The following is a 17,373-nucleotide window of genomic DNA, read 5'->3' as shown; positions in this document are numbered from 1 at the left end:
CCGGATCGGACAGGACACCTGCCCGGAGACGGTCGGCGACGCCCTGTCGCGGGATCCGGAAGCTCCCGGCGGCAGGGCTCCGAGGTTGCCCTGCCCGCCCGTCCGACCGAACCCGGCTGGGGTTTAGGAATACCACCCCTGATTGGCAATCGCGCGCGGCACATGCCTGTACGCGAGGGCATGCCGGGCGCGCAGTAACCTTTCGGGCCGCGCGTGCGGACATCCCGTTCGAGCGGTGGGAGCGCGTCCGTGTCGCGACTCAGGGGCCGGCCGTGGTAAGCGGATCGCCGGACGACATGCGCCGCGGGACATGCACCGCGGGACATGCCCCCTCGGAACATGCCTCTCGGGCGGCACCGCGTCGTGGTCGTGAGGAGGTCTGCGGGGTGGGGACTGATGCGAGGGCCTTCGTTCTTCCGCTCGGCGGCCACGAATCGGCTCGGGATGAACCGGTTCGAAATGAACCGGTTCGAAATGAACCGGGTCGGGATGAAGCCGTTCGTCGGGAGTCCGCGCGTCTCGCTGCCGTGTCCCCGGCGGAACGCGAACTGCGCGGTCTGCTCGTCGCCAGCCTCGCGGGGAGCGCCGTCGATTACCGGCGCTTCCTCGAGCGCCTCGGTTCGCACCTGCGCGCGTACTACAAAGGCAAGCTGGTTCGGTCCGGGCGGGCGGACACCGAGGCGGAGGACCTGGTCCAGGAAACCCTGATGGTGATCCATACGCGGCGGCACACCTATGACGTCACGCAGCCGGTGACGCCCTGGATCCACGCCATCGCCCGCTACAAGCTGATCGACCATCTTCGGCATACGCGCTCGGCCGCGGCGAACGTCCCCGTCGAGGATGCCGGCGTGCTGCTGGTCCAGGGCGACCACGTCGCGGCGGAGAGCTCCCTCGATGTCGAGCGCCTGCTCGCGCTCCTGCCGCTCAAGATGCGAAACGCGATCCGGTCGACGAAGGTCGACGGCCTGAGCACCGCCGAGGCCGCGGCGCGCGCCGGCATGTCCGAAACGGCGATCAAGGTGAGCGTCCATCGCGGCCTGAAGGCGTTGGCGAAACGCGTCGGAGGCACGGTGCGATGAAGACGGACGACCTCATCGGCCTCCTGGGACGCAGCTTCGAGCGCGAACCGGTTCGGAGCTCCGGGATGACCCGGCGGCTCGGACTGGCCGTGGCCGTGGGGGCCGCGGGTGCGCTCGGCCTGGCGCTCGCCGTCCTCGGCCTCCGCCCCGGCCTGATGCAGGGCCGCCCGCTGCTGTTCCTCGCCTTCAAGCTCGCCTTCGCGGCCGCGGTCGGGGGCCTCGCGATCCGGTATCTCGCCCGGGTCGCCCGTCCGGGCGGGGAGAGCCGCGTCCATCTCGGGATCGCCGCCCTGCCGTTCGTCGTGGTGGCGGCGCTGGCCGGGGCCAGCCTGGCGACGATGCCCCGCGCGCACTGGCACGGCCAAATCTCGGGCCATGCCTGGCTCGAATGCCTGGTCTCGATTCCCCTGATCGCCGTCGTTCCCTTCGCCGTCGTGACCTGGGCGGTCCGCCGGTTCGGGGCGCCGACGGACCTGGTTCGGGCAGGCGCCCTGGTGGGCCTCGCCGCCGGCGCCGTGAGCGCCGTCGGCTATTCGCTGCACTGCATGGACGACACCGTCCCGTTCGTCGCCGTCTGGTACGGCGGGACGATCGCGCTGTGCACCCTCGCGGGAGCGGTTCTGGGGCCGCGCCTCCTCCGCTGGTAGCGGTCCACCGCGCGTCCCCGCGCCCAGGCCCGATCCGACGGGGGCGGCCTTCAGGTCCCCGGGCTCAGGCCCCCGCGGGCTCCATCGGCGCGCCCTGCGTGAAGTCCCGCCAGAGCAGGATCAGCGCCGCCATCACGGCCGGGCCGAGGAACAGCCCGAGGAGGCCGAAGGTCTCGACGCCGCCGAGGATGCCGAGCAGCACCCAGAGGAAGGGCAGGCGCGTGGTGCCGCCGATCAGGACCGGACGCACGAAGTGGTCCGCCACGAAGGTGACGACGAAGCCCGCCGCCACCACGACCACCGCCGGCACCACCGCGCCGTTGGCGAGCAGGATCGCGGCCGCGAGGCCGAAGACCAGGGGCGCCCCGAACGGGATCATCGCCGCCACCGCCGTCAGGGCCCCGAGCAGCACCGGGTGCGGCACGCCGGCGAAGTAGTAGACGATCCCCAGGAGCACGCCCTCGCCGAGGCCGACCAGGACCAGGCCGTCCACGGTGCCGTGGACCGAGGCCACCATCTGTCGCGCCACCCGCTCGCCGCGGGGGCCGAACAGCTTGGCGCTGGCGGCCAGCACCTGCGCGGCGACCGCCCGGCCGTCGCGGAACAGGAAGAACAGCGCCACGAGGGTGAAGCCGAACAGCACCACGCGCCGGACGATCTGCGCCCCGAGGCTGCGGGTCACCCCGATCACCGAGGAATTGTCGAAGCGGTGCAGGAGCTCCGAGCCGGCGGCCGGGTGGCTCAGGTTCTCCCCCCACCAGGCCTGCGCCTGCGCCGCGCCGAAGGGCAGGTGGCCCAGGAAGTCCGGCACCGGGATGCCGGACTTCTCGAAGGAGCGGGCCCAGGCGACCACGTCGTGGGCCTCCCGCGCCGCCTGCACGCCCAGCACCACCAGGGGAATCAGGAAGACCAGGGCCACCGCCGCGGTGAAGAGGAGCGGCAGCAGCAGGTTGTGCCGGCCCGGCGGCCAGCGCCGCTCGGCGCGGGCGTAGAGGGGCCCGAGGGCGATCGCCAGGATCACCGCCCAGACCAGGGCCGGGATGAAGTGGTGCAGGACCCAGATCCCGAGGCCCGCCAGGGCGAGGAACAGGGCGAGGCGCGCGAGGCTCTGCGCCGAACCCGACAGCGGGTGCGTCCCCGCACGCGGCGGATGATCGGGAAGCGGGCGCGGGTCGGGCGCGCCCGCGGGCGGCGTGCCGGCCGGCGTCACGGAGGGAAGCTGGACCATCGTGTTGTTCGACCTCGTGCGGCGTGGCCGCGGCGACCACGTCCTGCTCCTGCATCTAGTCCATCGCCGCGGGATCGGAATGGAGGCGCCGGCCGGATCGCGACGCCGTGATGGCTACGGTTGCCCCTCCTGACCCCCTCGTGTAAGGGACCGCCTTCACTGTCCAGGGCGGCGGCAGCGCCGGCCCACGGGGCATGCTGCGCGACCGGGGGCACCGGGCATCATGCGCCGGATCGCTCCGGCCCCCGATCGGCACGGGCCGAATCCGGCGGGATACCCAGTCACACGGCGAGAACGCATGTCCGACCAGACCCACACCGCCACCTTCGATCGCGTCGCGGACATCATCGCCGACACCGCCGACATCCCGCGGGACACGATCACCCCCGAGAGCCACGCCATCGACGATCTCGGGATCGACTCGCTCGCCTTCCTCGACATCGCCTTCGCGGTGGACAAGGCCTTCGGCATCAAGCTCCCCCTCGAGCGTTGGACCCAGGAGGTCAACGAGGGCAAGGTGCCGGCCGAGGAGTACTTCGTCCTGAAGAACCTCTGCGCCCGCATCGACGCCCTGGTCGCCGAGAAGGCCGCCAAGGCCTGAAGCCGGTCCGCCCGGGAAGCCCCGGGAGCCCGACGCCGCCCCTTCGCCCCCGGGACCCAGGACGCCATGCGCCTCGAATATTTCGAGATGATCGACGCCGTGACCCGCTTCGACCGCGAGGCCGGCCGCATCGAGGCCCTGGCCCGCGTGCCGATGGCGAGCCCGGTCTTCGAGGGGCACTTCCCCGACCACCCGCTGGTGCCGGGCGTCCTGCTCACCGAGACCATGGCCCAGGCCTCGGGCTACCTCGTGCTCGCCCATCTGGGATTTCGGCAGATGCCGTTCCTGATGGGGGTCGACAAGGCGCGCTTCCGGTCCTTCGTCGGCCCGGGCGCCGAGCTGCAGATCGCGGCCAGCCTCGAACATGACGGCTCGGGCTACGCGGTGACGAAGGCGGCGATCCAGCACGACGGCAAGCCGCTGGCCAATGCCGAATTGCGCTTCCGCACCATGCCGTTCCCGGCCGGCCTCGACGGGCCGATGCGCGAGCGGGCCCGGAAGATCGGCCTGTTCGATCTCACGGGCGAGCCCGCGTGACCGTGCGGCCGAGTCTGAGGCCGGGTCTGAGGCGATGAGGGTCCAGAGATGAGCGACGGGGTGAGATGAGCAGTTCGCGCGACGTCGTCGTCACCGGCATCGGCCTCGTCTCCTGCGCGGGCGAGGGCCTCGCGGCGCATCTCGCGGCCCTCGGGGCGGGTGCGCCGGCGCGCACCGACACCGAGACCTTCGCGCCGTATACGGTGCACCCGGTGGCGCCCCTGGCCCTCGACGGCCAGATCCCGAAGAAGTCCGACCAGCGCCAGATGGAGCCCTGGCAGCGCCTGGGCGTCTACGCCGCCGGGCTCGCCCTCGATTCCGCCGGGGTGAAGGGGGATGCCGACCTCAAGGGCCGCATGCACCTCGTGGTCTCGGCCGGCGGCGGCGAGCGCGACACCGCGGTGGACGGCGCCATCCTGACCGGCCTGCGGGAGGCCGCCGATCCGGGCGCCTACCTCAACGAGCACCTGCAGAACGACCTGCGCCCGACCCTGTTCCTGGCCCAGCTCTCGAACCTGCTCGCCGGCAATATCGGCATCGTCCACGGGGTCACGGGGGCGTCCCGCACCTTCATGGGCGAGGAGGCCGCCGGCACCGACGCCCTGCGCATCGCCCAGGCACGGATCGCCTCCGGCCAGGTGGACTGCATGCTGGTGGGGGGCTCCTACAGCGCCGAGCGGCCCGACGTCATGGTCATCCACGAGATGGGCGGCTTCCTGCGCGCCCGCGACTTCCGCCCGGTCTTCGACCGGACCCCGGCGGACGAGGCCGGCTTCATCCTCGGCAGTGGCGCCGCCTTCCTGGTGCTGGAGGCGGCCGAGCACGCCGCCGCCCGCGGGGCCCGGGCGCTGGCCCGCCTCTGCCCGGTGGCGAGCGACCGCACGACGCGCAGGGAGGGCAGCACCGAGGCCAGCCTCGCGGCCCTCTGGGCGGCGACGGGCCTCGAGGCACCGGAGATCGTCCTGGCCGGTGCCACCGGCGTCGCCCCGGTCACGGCCGAGGAGGGCGCAGCCCTGGCGCGCCTGGCGCCGGGCGTGCCCGTGACGGCTCTGGGCGATCTCACCGGCCACACCCTCGAGACGGTGGCGCCCTTCGGCGCGGCCCTGGCGGCCGCGCTGGTCGCCGAGAAGGGCCTGCGCGAGGTCGCCGTGACGGTGGTGGGCCATCGCCGCGGCGAGGGCGTGATCCGGGTGACGGCGGCCTGACCCGGGGCGATCCCGGGCTCCGGTGGTGGCGAAAAGAGTGTAAGACGGCGCGATGACGAACCAATCTCACCGTGAGGCCAAGGTCAGGGACGCCCGAGGACCGGCGGCCAACCTTCGGCAGGCCAAACTCAGGGACGCCAAAGGCCGGCCGCTGGTGGCGGTCACCGGCCTCGGCATCGTCACCTCCCTCGGCCAGGGCCAGGCGGACAACTGGGCCGCGCTGACCTCCGGTCGGTCCGGCATCCACGCCATCCGGCGCTTCCCCACGGGGGGCCTGCGCACCCGCATCGCCGGCACCGTCGACTTCCTCGACACCGACCCCCTGGTGGCACCGGCCCTGTCGCAGCGCTTCGCCGAAGCCGCCGCCGACGAGGCGATCGCGCAGTCGGGCCTCGGCCGGCCCGGCGACTTCCCCGGCGCCCTGTTCATCGCCGTCCCCCCGGTGGAGATCGAGTGGCCGCAGCGGCAGGCCCTGGCCGAGGCCTCGGGCCAGACCGGCCCGATCACCTATACGGACCTGCAGCGCGCCGCCGCGAGCCGGCGCTTCGACCCCTGGCACGACCTGTTCATCTTCGGCACGGTGGCCGACCACATCGCCGACCGCTTCGGCACCAAGGGCTCGCCGATCTCCCTCTCCACCGCGTGCTCGTCCGGCGCCACCGCGATCCAGCTCGGCGTCGAGGCGATCCGGCGCGGCGAGGTCACGGCCGCCCTCTGCATCGGCACCGACGGCTCGGTGAACCCCGAATCCCTGATCCGCTTCTCGCTGCTCTCGGCCCTCTCCACCCAGAACGATCCGCCCGAGGCCGCCTCGAAGCCCTTCTCGAAGAACCGCGACGGCTTCGTCATGGGCGAGGGGGCCGGCGCCCTCGTCCTGGAGGACGCGGAGGCGGCGCGCGCCCGCGGCGCGAAGATCCTCGGCTACGTGCTCGGCTGCGGCGAGAAGGGCGACGGCTTCCACCGCACCCGGTCGAGCCCCGACGGCGCCCCCGGCATCGCGGCGATCCGCGCCGCCCTGGCGGATGCCGACACGGCGCCCGACGCCATCGACACCGTGAACGCCCACGGCACCTCGACGCCGGAGAACGACAAGATGGAGGCGATGAGCTGCGCCGCCGTGTTCGGCGACCGCATCCGCACCCTGCCGGTCTCGTCCAACAAGTCGATGATCGGGCACACCCTCACGGCCGCGGGCGCCGTCGAGGCGGTGATCTCGCTCCTCACCATCGCGCACGGGCGCATCCCGCCGACCATCAACTACGCGGTGCCCGACCCCGCCATTCCCCTCGACATCGTGGCCGAGGCCCGGGACGTGCCGGTGCGCCGGGTGCTGTCGAACTCGTTCGGCTTCGGCGGCCAGAACACCTGCCTCGTGCTGGCGGACGAGCCGGCATGACAACGGACCTGAGCCCCGGGCCCGGCCGCCGCGTCCTCGTCACCGGGGGCGCCTCCGGCCTCGGTGCCGCCATCGTGCGGGCGCTGGTCGCCGCCGGCCACGACGTCGCCTTCACCTACCGGTCCTCCGCCGAGGCCGCCGAGGCGCTGGTCGCGGCGCTCTCGGCGGCCCATCCCGGCCGCTCGATCTCCGCGCAGGCCCTGGATCTCGCCGACCGCGCCGCCGTCGAGGCGTTCTGCGAGGACCTCGAGGCCGGCGACGGCTTCCACGGCTTCGTCCACAATGCCGGCCAATCCTACGACGCCCTGGCGGCGATGCTGGACCAGGACCGGGCCGAGGCCGCCATGCAGGTGAACTTCTGGTCGCTGACGCGCCTGGCCAAGTCCCTGGTCCGGGGCATGACCCGCGCGCGCGCGGGACGCATCGTCGCCATCGGCTCGGTGGCGGCCCTGCGGGCCAACCCCGGCAACGCCGCCTACGCCGCCACCAAGGGTGCCCTCATCGCGTATTGCCGCACTTTGGCGGTGGAATCGGCCAAGCGCGGCGTCACCGTCAACGTGATTGCGCCGGGCTTCATCGACACCGGGATGATGGCCCCCTACGCCGCCTACCGCGCCGGCATGGAGCGCCAGATCCCCGCCGGCCGCTTCGCCCGGCCGGAGGACGTCGCCGCCCTCGCGGCCTTCCTGATGGGCGAGGGCGCCGCCTACATCACCGGTGCGGTGCTGCCGGTCGATGGCGGCCTCACCGCGATGATGGGCGTCCATCGCTCCTGAGGCCGAACCGACCATGTCCCCGATTCCCGCCGCGCTGGTCCTCCTGCTCCTCGCCGCCGGCCCCGCCGCCGCGGCCGACGCGTTCCGGGTCGACGGGCTCCCGCGCGGCGAGACCCTGAGCATCCGCGAGACGCCGGACGCCGCCGCGCCCGCCCTCGGCCAGGCCCCGCCGGGCGCGCGCCTGCGCGGCTTCGGCTGCACCGCCGAGACCCCGAGCGGGCTGACCTGGTGCCGGGTCAAGGCCGGCCCGATCCTCGGCTGGGCCCGACGGCGCTACCTGTCGCCGGAGTGAGGCCGGCCCGCCGGGTTGATGCCTCGTCCCGCGAAGGATAGCGAGAGGCGCATGAACGCCCAGCCCCTGTGGGGGCATCCGCGGCGCCCCGCGAACGGAAGCAAACCCGATGCAATCCCTCCAACTCCACGGTGACCGCGACCTGCGCCTCGAGGATGTCGCGGAGCCCGCGGCCCCCGGTCCCGGCGAGGTCCAGATCCGCGTGCGCGCGGTGGGCCTGAACTTCATCGACGTCTGGGGCTTCCGCGGCATGGCCTTCGCCAAGCGCAAGCTGCCCCTGGCGGTCGGGGCCGAGGCCTCGGGCGAGATCGTCTGCGTGGGCGAGGGTGTCACGGGCCTGGCCGAGGGCGACCGGGTGGCGATGTACGGCGCCCAGACCTGCGGCCGGTGCAAGGCCTGCCGCGAGGGTCGCGACAACCTCTGCGAGGACGTCTCGGGCGTAATGGGCTTCCACATCGACGGCTTCGCCCGCGAGCGGGTGACCATGCCGGCCCGCCTCGTGATCAAGATGCCGGACGGGGTCAGCTTCACCGATGCGGCCTGCGCCCCCGTGGCCTTCGGCACCGTGCAGCACATGCTGTTCGACAACGCCCGCCTGGAGCCGGGCGAGAGCATCCTCGTCCATGCCGGCGGGTCCGGCATCGGCACGGCGGCGATCAAGATGGCCAAGGCCATCGGCTGCACGGTCTTCACCACGGTGGGCGACGACGCCAAGGGCGAGAAGGCCAAGGCGCTGGGCGCCGACCACGTCATCAACTACCGCGCGGAGCGCTTCGAGGGCGAGGTCCGGCGGCTGACCAAGCGCAAGGGCGTCGACGTGGTCTTCGAGCATGTCGGGCCCGACACCTGGAACGGCTCGCTCCTCTGCCTCAAGCGCGGGGGACGGCTCGTGACCTGCGGCTCCACCTCGGGCGTCTCGACCACCATGAACCTGATGCAGCTGTTCCAGCAGCAGTACCGCATCACCGGCTCGTTCGGCTGCTCGATGGCCAATATCCGGGACGCCATGGAAAAGATGGCGCAGGGCATCACCCCGGTGGTGGACACGATCCTGCCCCTGGCGGATTTCGCGCAAGGGCTGGAGCGCCTGGAATCCCGCAAGGTGTTCGGCAAGATCCTCGTGACGCTCTGAGTTGCGGCGCACACGGGTGCCCTCCCGAACCAAAATGAATTATGCCAGGGCCCAGGGTCGTCGCCGGGACGCCCCGCGTCACGGGATTCGTTTTGCTTCGCCTTGCCCTCGTCCTGAAGCGTAACCTGCCGCGGCTGGCCGGCCTCGCCATGATTCCCCTGATCCGGGGACTGTTCTGGCTGGCGCGCCTCCTCGGGGCGGAGCGGGCGAGCCGGGTCGGCGGCTGGGTCGTGCGGACGATCGGCCCCTTCCTGCCGGCCCACCGCATCGCGACGGCCAATCTGCGCGCCGCCTTCCCCGAGCGGGACGAGGCCGCGATCCGCGCCCTGGCCCGCGAAGCCTGGGACAATCTCGGCCGCACGGGGGCGGAATACGCCCATCTCCACACGCTGTTCGATCTCGATCCGGCCCATCTCTCGGCGGGCGGCCGGATCACGGTGGCGGGCGAGACGCATTTCGCCGACCTGCGCGACGACGGGAAGCCGGGCCTGATCTTCTCCGCCCACCTGGCGAACTGGGAATTGCCGGCGATCTGCGCGGCCCGGTTCGGCCTCGACGCCACCGCGATCTTCCGCCCGCCCAACGACGCGGCCTCCGCCCGCCTGGTGCAGGAGGTCCGGCGCCAGACCATGGGGGGCCTGGCGGCGGCCGGGCAGGGCGCGGTCTTCGCCATGCAGGGCGTGGTGGAGCGCGGCGGCCATCTCGGCCAGCTCATCGACCAGCACTTCACCCGCGGCGTCGTGGTGGAGTTCTTCGGCAAGCCGGTGCTGGTCAATCCGCTCCTGGGTAAGCTCGCCCGCCACTACGAATGTCCCGTCCACGGCGCGCGGGTGATCCGCCGCGACGGGACCCGCTTCCATCTCGAACTGACGCCGCCCCTCGACCTGCCGCGCGACGCCGCGGGCGCCATCGACGTGCAGGGGGCGATGCAGGCGATGACCCGGGTGATCGAGGGCTGGATCCGCGAAAATCCCGGCCAGTGGCTCTGGATGCACCGGCGCTGGCGTCCCGCGATGCTGCCCAAGCCCAAGGCGCAGCCCAAACCCGCGCCGGTCCCGGGTGCCGCGGCCCCGGCCGGCGCGCCGGAGGATCGAGCGACCGTGATGACGGGGAATGGCCCGGCGACGGTATCCTGATCCCATGAGCCGCGCCGCCCCATCCCTTCCGCGCCGAACCGTCGGCCTGCACCTCGCCCTCCTGGTCGCCGCCGGGGCCCTGGCGGCGGGTGCGACCCAGGTCCAGGCGGGCGAGCGCACCCCGGTGGTGATCGAGCTCTACACGAGCCAGGGCTGCGCCTCCTGTCAGCCGGCCTCGCGGGTACTCGGGGAGTTCGCCCGGGAGCCCGGCGTGATCGCCCTGACCTTCCCCATCACCTACTGGGACTATCTCGGCTGGAAGGACGTCTATGCCCAGCCCGCCTTCACGGCGCGGCAGCGGGCCTACGCCTCCCTGCGCGGCGAGCGACAGGTCTTCACGCCCCAGGCCATCGTCAACGGCGAGCCCTCGATGATCCGCTCGGATCGCAACTCCCTGGAACGGGCCCTGCGCCGGGCCCGGGCGACCAGTCCCATCCAGGTGCCGGTCCGGAGCTGGGAAGAGGGCGACCGAATCTGCGTCGATGTCGGCGCGAGCACCGGACCGGACACCAAGGCCGAGCTCTGGCTTCTCCCCGTGATGCGGCGGCGGCGCATCGCCATCGGCGGCGGCGAGAACAAGGGACAGGTGTTCGACTACATCAACGTCGTGCGCGGGATGCACCGGATCGGCCCCTGGGCGGGTCATGCGGCCCATTTCGAGGTGCCGCGCCACGCGGCCCAGGTGACGGATGCCGATTCCTACGTCGTCGTGCTCCAGGGGGGCATCGAGGGTCGCCCGAGCCGGATCCTCGGCGCCGCCAAGGCTCCCGGCTTCTGAAGCGCTCCGGGCTTCTGAAGCGCGCCGGGATTCTGACAGCGCCCCGGGATCGCTCCCGGGGCGTCGTTTGACCGAGCGGCCAGTCTGATCGGGCTGGGGAGGCTCAGGCCAAAAGCGGGTCCGGCAACGGCTCAGTACGTCCCGAACTTGTAGTTCAGGCCGGCGCGCACGACGGCGAATTCGTCGGCGCGACGGCTGGTCGTGCCCGTCGCGGCTGCATAACCCGTGCCGGAAACGCTGTACTGGGCGCCCGTGGCGTTCGAAGAGGCGAACACGCCGTTCGTGCCGTTGCGGTCGAGGCTGACATAGAGGCCCTCGATCTTCACGGTGACGGCGGAGGACTTGAAGAAGTTCAGGAACGAGTCGCTGGGCAGGGCGTACTCGACGCCGCCGCCCGCGGCCCAGCCGGTGCGGAAGGTGTCGCTGCTGCGGTTGGGCAGGCCGACGCTGGAGCTGCCCCCGCCGCCATAGGCGAAGCCGCCAGTGCCGTAGACCAGGGTCCGGTCGAAGGCGTAGCCGAGGCGGCCGCGCACGGTGCCGAAGTAGTCGAGGGTCGACAGGCCGTTCGGATTGACGAAGGTGAGGTCCGGGTTGGGCGTGCCGACGAAGGACGCCGCGCTGCGGTTGCTGCCGAAGCCGAGATACTGCGCGTCCGCCTCGACGCCGGCCACCACGCCGGAGCCGGGCGTGAACTGATAGTTGTAGCCGACCTGTCCGCCCCCGCTGAAACCGTTGCTGGCGTTGCGGTTGCTGAAGGCGACGAGGCCTGGATCGGCGCCGTTGGCGATGATGCCGGAAGCGGCGCTGGTCCCGATCACGGTGGCGCCGCTGCTGCTGCTGGCATCGAAGCCGTAGCCCGCGTTGAGACCCGCATAGAACCCGGTCCAGCTGAAGGCCGGAACCGTGGTGAAGACCGGCGGCGCGACGCGGCGCGGGAGGTCGGCGGCCGAGGCCGCTCCGGCGAGCAGGACAGCCATCGGGCCGGCCAGCAGAAGGGGCTTGATCATGAGATCCTCGTTGTCTCCCTCGGGAGATGGCGACCCCGAACGACGGTTCCAACCGGCAGACCGGTGCGGGACATCCCGCGGGCGCCCCGGATTCACCGGGATACGCCCGGCCCGATCCCCGCATCCGTGCGCCGGCAGGCACGGGGGGCGGGGATCGGGTCGTCGCCTAGGCCCCGGACACCCGGGACTGGCGGACTCGGATGTCGATCCACCCGAGGGCGGCGGCGGGTCTGTGCGGATGTCCGTCGGACGTTCGGTCGCGCGTCCGTGGCCGGTGCGACCACGTCCCGAATTTGCGTGGGAAATTTGCCCACGTCAATTTGGCGGCAGCGATCCGCGTGCGCCGTCACACGGGGGAGGGCGCACGCGGACGGATGGCTCTCGGGATCAGGCCGGCGGGCGATGCGGCCCCGGCGGCGTCAGTCCACCCACTCGCCGGCGCGCATCACCGGGATCGCCCGGCCCTCGGCGGAGAGTCCGTCGACGTCGATCCGGTTCGAGCCGATCATCCAGTCGATGTGGATCAGGCTGCGGTTGGCGCCCCGCGCCGCGAGGTCGTCCTCGCTGAAATCCGCGCCGCCGTTGCGGAAGCACTTGCTGTAGGCCTGGCCCAGGGCGATGTGGCTCGCGGCGTTCTCGTCGTAGAGGGTGTTGTAGAACAGCAGCCCCGAGGCGGAGATCGCCGAGGAGGCCGGCACCAGGGCGACCTCGCCGAGGCGACGGGCGCCCTCGTCGGTCTCCAGCACCTTGGCAAGCACGTCGCCGCCGGTGCGGGCGGTGGCCTCGACGATGCGCCCGCCCTCGAAGCGCACCTGGATGCCGTCGATCAGGGTGCCCTGGTAGGAGAGCGGCTTGGTGCTGGTGACGGTGCCGTCCACCCGGTCCTTGTGCGGGGTGGTGAACACCTCCTCAGTGGGGATGTTGGCGTTGCAGACGATGCCGCTGCGGGAGGCCGAGGCGCCGCCGCACCATTCGTGGTCGTCGGCGAGGCCCACGGTGAGGTCCGTGCCGGGCCCGAAGAAGCGCAGGGCCGCGAAGCGATGGGTGTTGAGGGCGTCCATGCGGGCGTGCAGGGCGGCGTTGTGCGCCTCCCAGGCCGCCACCGGGTCGGGGCCGTCCACCCGCGAGGCCGCGAAGATCGCGTCCCACAGGCGGGACACGGCCTCGGCTTCCGGCAGGTCGGGGAACACCGTGCGGGCCCAGGGGGTCGTCGCCGCCGAGACGATGGTCCAGTTGGTGGAGAAGTTGGCGATGAGCTCGAGGGCCGGCACGTAGGCCTTCGACCGGGCGCGGTTGGCGCGGGCCACCTTGGCCGAGTCCTGCCCGGCCAGGAGGGAGGGGTCGTCGCCCGCGATGGCGAGGCGGGCCGCGCCGTTGCGGTAGGCCTCGGCCATGCCGCTGTAGAGCCAGCCGGCGGCGGTGTCGAAGGCCGCCTCGGGGGCGTGGGCGAAGCGCGCCAGGGTGGCGGCGTCGTCCGTGTAGAAAGTGGTCACCAGGGAGGCACCGGCCTTGTAGGCCTGCTCGGTGATCAGGCGGGCCAGCGGCACCGTCTCCAGGGGCGCGGTGATCACGAGTTCCTGCCCGGGCCGGAGACCCAGGCCGACCTTCACGGCGACCTCGGCCAGGCGCATCAGGCGCTCGCCATGCTGCGCCCCGTGCGGCGACGCGGCCCCGGTCGGTGTGGACCCAGCAGTTGTCTGCGCAATCCCGTCCATGCCTGTCTCCCGATGCTGCCTTCAGCGCTGTGCGCTCAAGATCAGGTCTCGGGACGGCAGGTCAACCCTCGGCGGACGCAGGCCCGGTGGGCCGGCCGCGGCGTCGGTTCAGGCGGCGCGGGACCAGGTGATCTCGCCGAGGTGCTCGCGGAAGGCGAAGCGCAGGAGGTGGTCGGAGACCACGTTTTCCAGGCGCGTCAGGGCAGCCGGATCGGGGGTCGCGACCCGCATCAGTAGGGCGTCGGGGCCGGCCTCGAAGGTGCAGACCCGGTCCTCGCCGAAGGGCACGCGGCCGGCATCGTCGGTGGCTTCCACCGGGAACTTGTGGCTCCAGTGGCGGCAGAGCTGCTTCAGGTAGCGGCTCGCTTCGGCGGTCGGAACTCTCGCCTGGGAAGTCGGCATCGAACGTGTCTCCTGCTCGGTCTTCGATCGCGACGTCTGATCTGTTCTCTCTCCTTCAAGAGAGGGCGGAAGGGTTAAGACCGGGCTAACCCACCGCACTGCAACCAGCCGTCCGTCGGTGTCGTGCACCCTTGTCCGCCCGCAGCGGAGCCGATTTATGGCGCATTGCCGTCGACAATCTGGCAAGGCTTTGTGCGACGCACAACAACAATCCGGGCACGTCCGGCCCGGTTCCGACTAAATTTTTGTTGAGCCTTCGGAAAAGCCGAATGACGCGGCCTCGGCGGCAGGCCGGTCGCGGGCCATCGTGGCCGGGGTCAGAATTTTGCCCGGGTTGAGGACGTTGCCCGGGTCCAGGGCGGCCTTGAGGCTGCGCATCAGGTCGAGGGCCACCGGGTCGGCGTAGCGCGCCAGCTCGTCGCGCTTCAGGAGGCCGACGCCGTGCTCGGCCGCGATCGAGCCGCCGAGCTCCGCGACGATGTCGTGGACGATGCGGTTGAAGCGCTCCCAGTGGGCGAGGAACGCGGCGCGGTCCATGCCCACGGGCTGGCTCAGGTTGAAGTGGATATTGCCGTCGCCGAAATGCCCGAAGGCGCAGACCCGCAGGCCCGGCATCGCCGCCTCGCAGGCGCGCGTCGCCTCGGCGAGGAACGCGGGCAGGCGGGAGAGCGGCACCGAGACGTCGTGCTTGATCGAGGCGCCCTCGGCCTTCTGCACCTCGGAGAGGCTCTCGCGCAGATCCCAGAAGGCGTTTGCCTGGGCCTCGCTCGCCGCCAGGGCGGCATCCTCGAGGAGGCCCGCCTCCTGCGCCCCGGCGAGGAACCCCTCCATCAGGAGGCCGGCCTCCTCGCCCGAGCGGGTGGTGGCGATTTCCACCAGGGCGTAGGCCGCGTGCGCCCCGGCCAGGGGCCGGCGGGCTCCCGTCCGGTGGCGCAGCACGATCTCCAGGCCGAAGGGCACGATGTACTCGAAGGCGGTCAGGGCCGGGCCGGCCTCCGCCCGCAGGTTCCGGAACAGGGCGAGGGCGACCTCGGCCGAGGCGAGACCGACGAAGGCCACGGCCCGCGAGGCGGGCCGGGGGGAGAGCTTCAGCACCGCGGCCGTGATCAGCCCGAGGGTCCCCTCCGAACCGAGGAACAGGTGCTTGAGGTCGTAGCCCGCATTGTCCTTGCGCAGGCCCTTCAGCCCGTTCCAGATCCGGCCATCCGCCAGCACCACCTCCAGCCCGAGGACGAGGTCGCGGGCATTGCCGTAGGCGAGCACCGCCGTGCCCCCCGCATTGGTGGAGAGGTTGCCGCCGATGCGGCAGGAACCCTCGGAGGCGAGGGAGAGCGGGAACAGCATCCCGGCCTCCGCGGCGGCGGCCTGCACGTCGGCCAGCACCATCCCGGCCTCCACCGTCATGCTGGCATTGACGGGATCCACCGCCCGCAGCCGGTTCAGGCGCGCCAGGGAGAGGACGATGCCCCCCTGCGGCAGGCCGCCGCCGACATGCCCGGTATTGCCGCCCTGCGCCACCACCGGCACCCCCGCCTCGGCGCAGGCGCGCACCACGCAGGCGACCTCCTCGGTGTCGGCGGGCCGCACCACCGCGAGGGCGTGGCCGCGCCGCAGGCCCCGGGTCTCGGCGAGATGGGGCGCGAGGTCGGCCGGATCGGTGAGGACGTGCGCGGCACCGAGATGCGCGGCGAGTTGCGCCAGCAGGCGGGAAGGGTCGGTCACCACGGAACTCGCAACGGCAGGCCTCGGCTCGCGGCGGGATGGCGCGGCCGGACCTGCCGCCTATGATAGGGATGGCGCGGCGTCCTGTGCAGGGCGAGCGACGGGGCGCCGCGCCGCATCCGCCGAATGAAGAGGTTGGAGACCCATGCTGTCCGTGATCCCGAACCCGCCCCGCACCGCCCTTCCGATCGTCGGCAGCGACGACCTCTTCCCGGTCCGCCGGGTCTATTGCGTCGGCCGCAACTATGCGGCCCACGCCCGCGAGATGGGCAAGGACCCGGACCGCGAGCCGCCGTTCTTCTTCATGAAACCCGCCGACGCCCTGCAGATCGTCACCGGCGAGGCGGCCGTCGACCATCCCTATCCGCCGCGCACCGAGAACTACCATTTCGAGGTCGAGATGGTGGCGGCCCTCGGGTTGGGCGGCCGCGACATCCCGGAGGCCTCCGCCCTCGACCACGTCTACGGCTACGCCGTCGGCCTCGACATGACCCGGCGCGACGTCCAGGACGAGGCCAAGCGCCTGGCGCGCCCCTGGGACCTCGCCAAGTCCGCCGATGCCTCGGCGCCGATCGGGCCGCTGCACCCGGCCTCGGCCATCGGCCACCCGGTGCAAGGCGCCATCACCCTGGCGCTGGACGCGGGCGAGCGCCAGCGCGGGGACCTCTCCGAGATGATCTGGTCGATCCCCGAGCAGGTCGCGCTGCTCTCGACCTATTTCGAGCTTCACCCGGGCGACCTCATCTTCACCGGCACCCCGTCGGGCGTCGGCGCCGTCCGGCGCGGCGAGACGATGACGGCCGCCATCGAGGGCCTCGGCGCCATCCGCCTGCGCGTCGTCTGAGCCGCATGCTCCTGCAACGCCCCTGGATGCGGCGCCTGATCCACTACGGCGCCCTGGCGACGCGCGGCATGACCCTGGGCGTGCGCGGGGTCGCCATCGACGCCGAGGGTCGGGTCTGCCTCGTCCGCCACACCTACGTGGCGGGCTGGCACCTGCCCGGCGGCGGCATCGAGGCCGGCGAGAGCGCGGTGACGGCCATGGCGCGGGAGTTCCGCGAGGAGGCCGAGATCGTGGTCGATCCCGAGCAGCCCCTGCGGCTGCACGGCTTCTATCACAGCCGCGCGGGAGCCGGGCGCGACCACGTCGCCCTCTACGTGGCCGCCGCCTTCGCGGTGCGGGCGCCGAAACAGCCCGACCGGGAGATCGCCGCCTGTGGCTTCTTCCCCCTCGATGCGCTGCCGGCCGAGACCACCGCCGCCACCCGCGCGCGCCTGCGCGAAATTCGCGAGGGCCTGCCCCCATCCGCGCAGTGGCAGCCCTGAGGGGCGGTGCGATGCCGGCAAACGGCCCGCGGGGCGAGCGCCTGGATTCAGCGCTTGCAACGCCCGGCGGAATGGTGTTTAGAGACGCCGTCCGGGGCCGCCGGCGGGTCTTTCCCACCAGCGGCGCGGTTGTGAGCGGGTGTAGCTCAGGGGTAGAGCACAACCTTGCCAAGGTTGGGGTCGAGGGTTCGAATCCCTTCGCCCGCTCCAATTGACCGAACGAGACGACCGGAGCGACAGCCGCTGCAAGGCGGCTTTTTGCTTCGTTGAGACGACGAACCGTCCGGCGCGAGGGTCACCTTCGCCACGACGGGTGTGAGCGGGTGTAGCTCAGGGGTAGAGCACAACCTTGCCAAGGTTGGGGTCGAGGGTTCGAATCCCTTCGCCCGCT

18 protein-coding genes and 2 tRNA genes are annotated in these 17,373 nt (G+C 72.2%); 15 read left to right on the top strand and 5 right to left on the bottom strand.

All coding sequences use genetic code 11. The annotated features are described in order from the left end of the window. The first annotated feature begins 527 nt into the window (after positions 1–527). Together AC0IY1_RS07500 and AC0IY1_RS07495 are read left to right on the top strand one after the other, a co-directional pair. On the top strand, positions 528–1,082 hold the full coding sequence (locus AC0IY1_RS07500) for a sigma-70 family RNA polymerase sigma factor (protein WP_055949483.1): 555 nt from the start codon (positions 528–530) through the stop codon (positions 1,080–1,082). Beyond that, positions 1,079–1,729, top strand: coding sequence for an NrsF family protein (locus AC0IY1_RS07495; RefSeq protein WP_055949484.1), 651 nt, complete (start codon positions 1,079–1,081; stop codon positions 1,727–1,729). Before AC0IY1_RS07500 ends, AC0IY1_RS07495 begins: the two co-directional genes overlap by 4 nt. A gap of 64 nt (positions 1,730–1,793) precedes the next feature. Here AC0IY1_RS07495 and AC0IY1_RS07490 read toward each other — a convergent pair whose 3' ends face one another. Next, positions 1,794–2,957: an AI-2E family transporter gene (locus AC0IY1_RS07490; protein WP_471768753.1), complete on the bottom strand. Its 1,164-nt coding sequence runs from the start codon at positions 2,955–2,957 to the stop codon at positions 1,794–1,796. Between the two features lie 298 nt (positions 2,958–3,255). Between AC0IY1_RS07490 and AC0IY1_RS07485 the strand changes: the two genes are divergently transcribed. The 9 genes from AC0IY1_RS07485 (at position 3,256) to AC0IY1_RS07445 (ending at position 10,810) form a co-directional block, all read left to right on the top strand. Beyond that, the gene (locus AC0IY1_RS07485; protein WP_055949487.1) at positions 3,256–3,558 is read left to right on the top strand and encodes an acyl carrier protein; all 303 of its coding nucleotides are present in this window, start codon (positions 3,256–3,258) and stop codon (positions 3,556–3,558) included. 66 nt (positions 3,559–3,624) lie between these two features. Beyond that, entirely contained in the window at positions 3,625–4,095 is a 471-nt protein-coding gene (locus AC0IY1_RS07480; protein WP_103710207.1) for a 3-hydroxyacyl-ACP dehydratase FabZ family protein, read from the top strand. Positions 4,096–4,160: 65 nt separating this feature from the next. After that, positions 4,161–5,300, top strand: coding sequence for a beta-ketoacyl-ACP synthase (locus AC0IY1_RS07475; protein WP_471768752.1), 1,140 nt, complete (start codon positions 4,161–4,163; stop codon positions 5,298–5,300). A gap of 52 nt (positions 5,301–5,352) precedes the next feature. After that, entirely contained in the window at positions 5,353–6,696 is a 1,344-nt protein-coding gene (locus AC0IY1_RS07470; protein WP_471768751.1) for a beta-ketoacyl-ACP synthase, read from the top strand. Continuing rightward, on the top strand, positions 6,693–7,472 hold the full coding sequence (locus tag AC0IY1_RS07465) for an SDR family NAD(P)-dependent oxidoreductase (RefSeq protein WP_471768750.1): 780 nt from the start codon (positions 6,693–6,695) through the stop codon (positions 7,470–7,472). The genes AC0IY1_RS07470 and AC0IY1_RS07465 overlap by 4 nt, the downstream gene beginning before the upstream one ends. Before the next feature lie 13 nt (positions 7,473–7,485). Beyond that, positions 7,486–7,764 carry an SH3 domain-containing protein gene (locus tag AC0IY1_RS07460; protein ID WP_055949499.1) on the top strand — a complete coding sequence of 93 codons (279 nt, stop codon included), beginning with the start codon at positions 7,486–7,488 and terminating at the stop codon, positions 7,762–7,764. 109 nt (positions 7,765–7,873) lie between these two features. Then, on the top strand, positions 7,874–8,896 hold the full coding sequence (locus AC0IY1_RS07455; RefSeq protein WP_103710200.1) for a zinc-binding dehydrogenase: 1,023 nt from the start codon (positions 7,874–7,876) through the stop codon (positions 8,894–8,896). 92 nt (positions 8,897–8,988) lie between these two features. After that, the gene (locus AC0IY1_RS07450; RefSeq protein ID WP_471768749.1) at positions 8,989–10,032 is read left to right on the top strand and encodes a lipid A biosynthesis lauroyl acyltransferase; all 1,044 of its coding nucleotides are present in this window, start codon (positions 8,989–8,991) and stop codon (positions 10,030–10,032) included. 4 nt (positions 10,033–10,036) lie between these two features. Further along, complete coding sequence (locus AC0IY1_RS07445) at positions 10,037–10,810, top strand: DUF1223 domain-containing protein (RefSeq protein WP_055949505.1); 774 nt, start codon at positions 10,037–10,039, stop codon at positions 10,808–10,810. Between the two features lie 131 nt (positions 10,811–10,941). Here AC0IY1_RS07445 and AC0IY1_RS07440 read toward each other — a convergent pair whose 3' ends face one another. From AC0IY1_RS07440 to AC0IY1_RS07425, 4 genes are all read right to left on the bottom strand, one after another. Next, entirely contained in the window at positions 10,942–11,817 is an 876-nt protein-coding gene (locus AC0IY1_RS07440; protein WP_471768748.1) for an outer membrane protein, read from the bottom strand. A 419-nt stretch (positions 11,818–12,236) separates the two neighbouring features. Then, positions 12,237–13,448 carry an aminopeptidase gene (locus AC0IY1_RS07435; RefSeq protein WP_471768859.1) on the bottom strand — a complete coding sequence of 404 codons (1,212 nt, stop codon included), beginning with the start codon at positions 13,446–13,448 and terminating at the stop codon, positions 12,237–12,239. 192 nt (positions 13,449–13,640) lie between these two features. Beyond that, positions 13,641–13,934 carry a DUF2218 domain-containing protein gene (locus AC0IY1_RS07430; RefSeq protein ID WP_103710195.1) on the bottom strand — a complete coding sequence of 98 codons (294 nt, stop codon included), beginning with the start codon at positions 13,932–13,934 and terminating at the stop codon, positions 13,641–13,643. 237 nt (positions 13,935–14,171) lie between these two features. Next, positions 14,172–15,656, bottom strand: a complete 1,485-nt coding sequence (locus AC0IY1_RS07425; RefSeq protein ID WP_471768747.1) for an FAD-binding oxidoreductase — start codon at positions 15,654–15,656, stop codon at positions 14,172–14,174. A 145-nt stretch (positions 15,657–15,801) separates the two neighbouring features. On the opposite strand from AC0IY1_RS07425, the gene AC0IY1_RS07420 reads away from it, so the two are divergent. The 4 genes from AC0IY1_RS07420 to AC0IY1_RS07405 all read left to right on the top strand — a co-directional run bounded on the left by AC0IY1_RS07420 (position 15,802) and on the right by AC0IY1_RS07405 (position 17,373). Further along, positions 15,802–16,500: a fumarylacetoacetate hydrolase family protein gene (locus AC0IY1_RS07420; RefSeq protein ID WP_055949517.1), complete on the top strand. Its 699-nt coding sequence runs from the start codon at positions 15,802–15,804 to the stop codon at positions 16,498–16,500. A gap of 5 nt (positions 16,501–16,505) precedes the next feature. Beyond that, entirely contained in the window at positions 16,506–16,982 is a 477-nt protein-coding gene (locus tag AC0IY1_RS07415) for an NUDIX domain-containing protein (RefSeq protein ID WP_055949520.1), read from the top strand. 135 nt (positions 16,983–17,117) lie between these two features. Continuing rightward, positions 17,118–17,192: transfer RNA gene (locus AC0IY1_RS07410), tRNA-Gly, on the top strand. Positions 17,193–17,301: 109 nt separating this feature from the next. Further along, positions 17,302–17,373 (top strand) — tRNA-Gly (locus tag AC0IY1_RS07405).

Source organism: Methylobacterium sp. AC690 (assembly GCF_979256535.1).
This window is presented reverse-complemented; position numbering and strand designations above follow the sequence as displayed.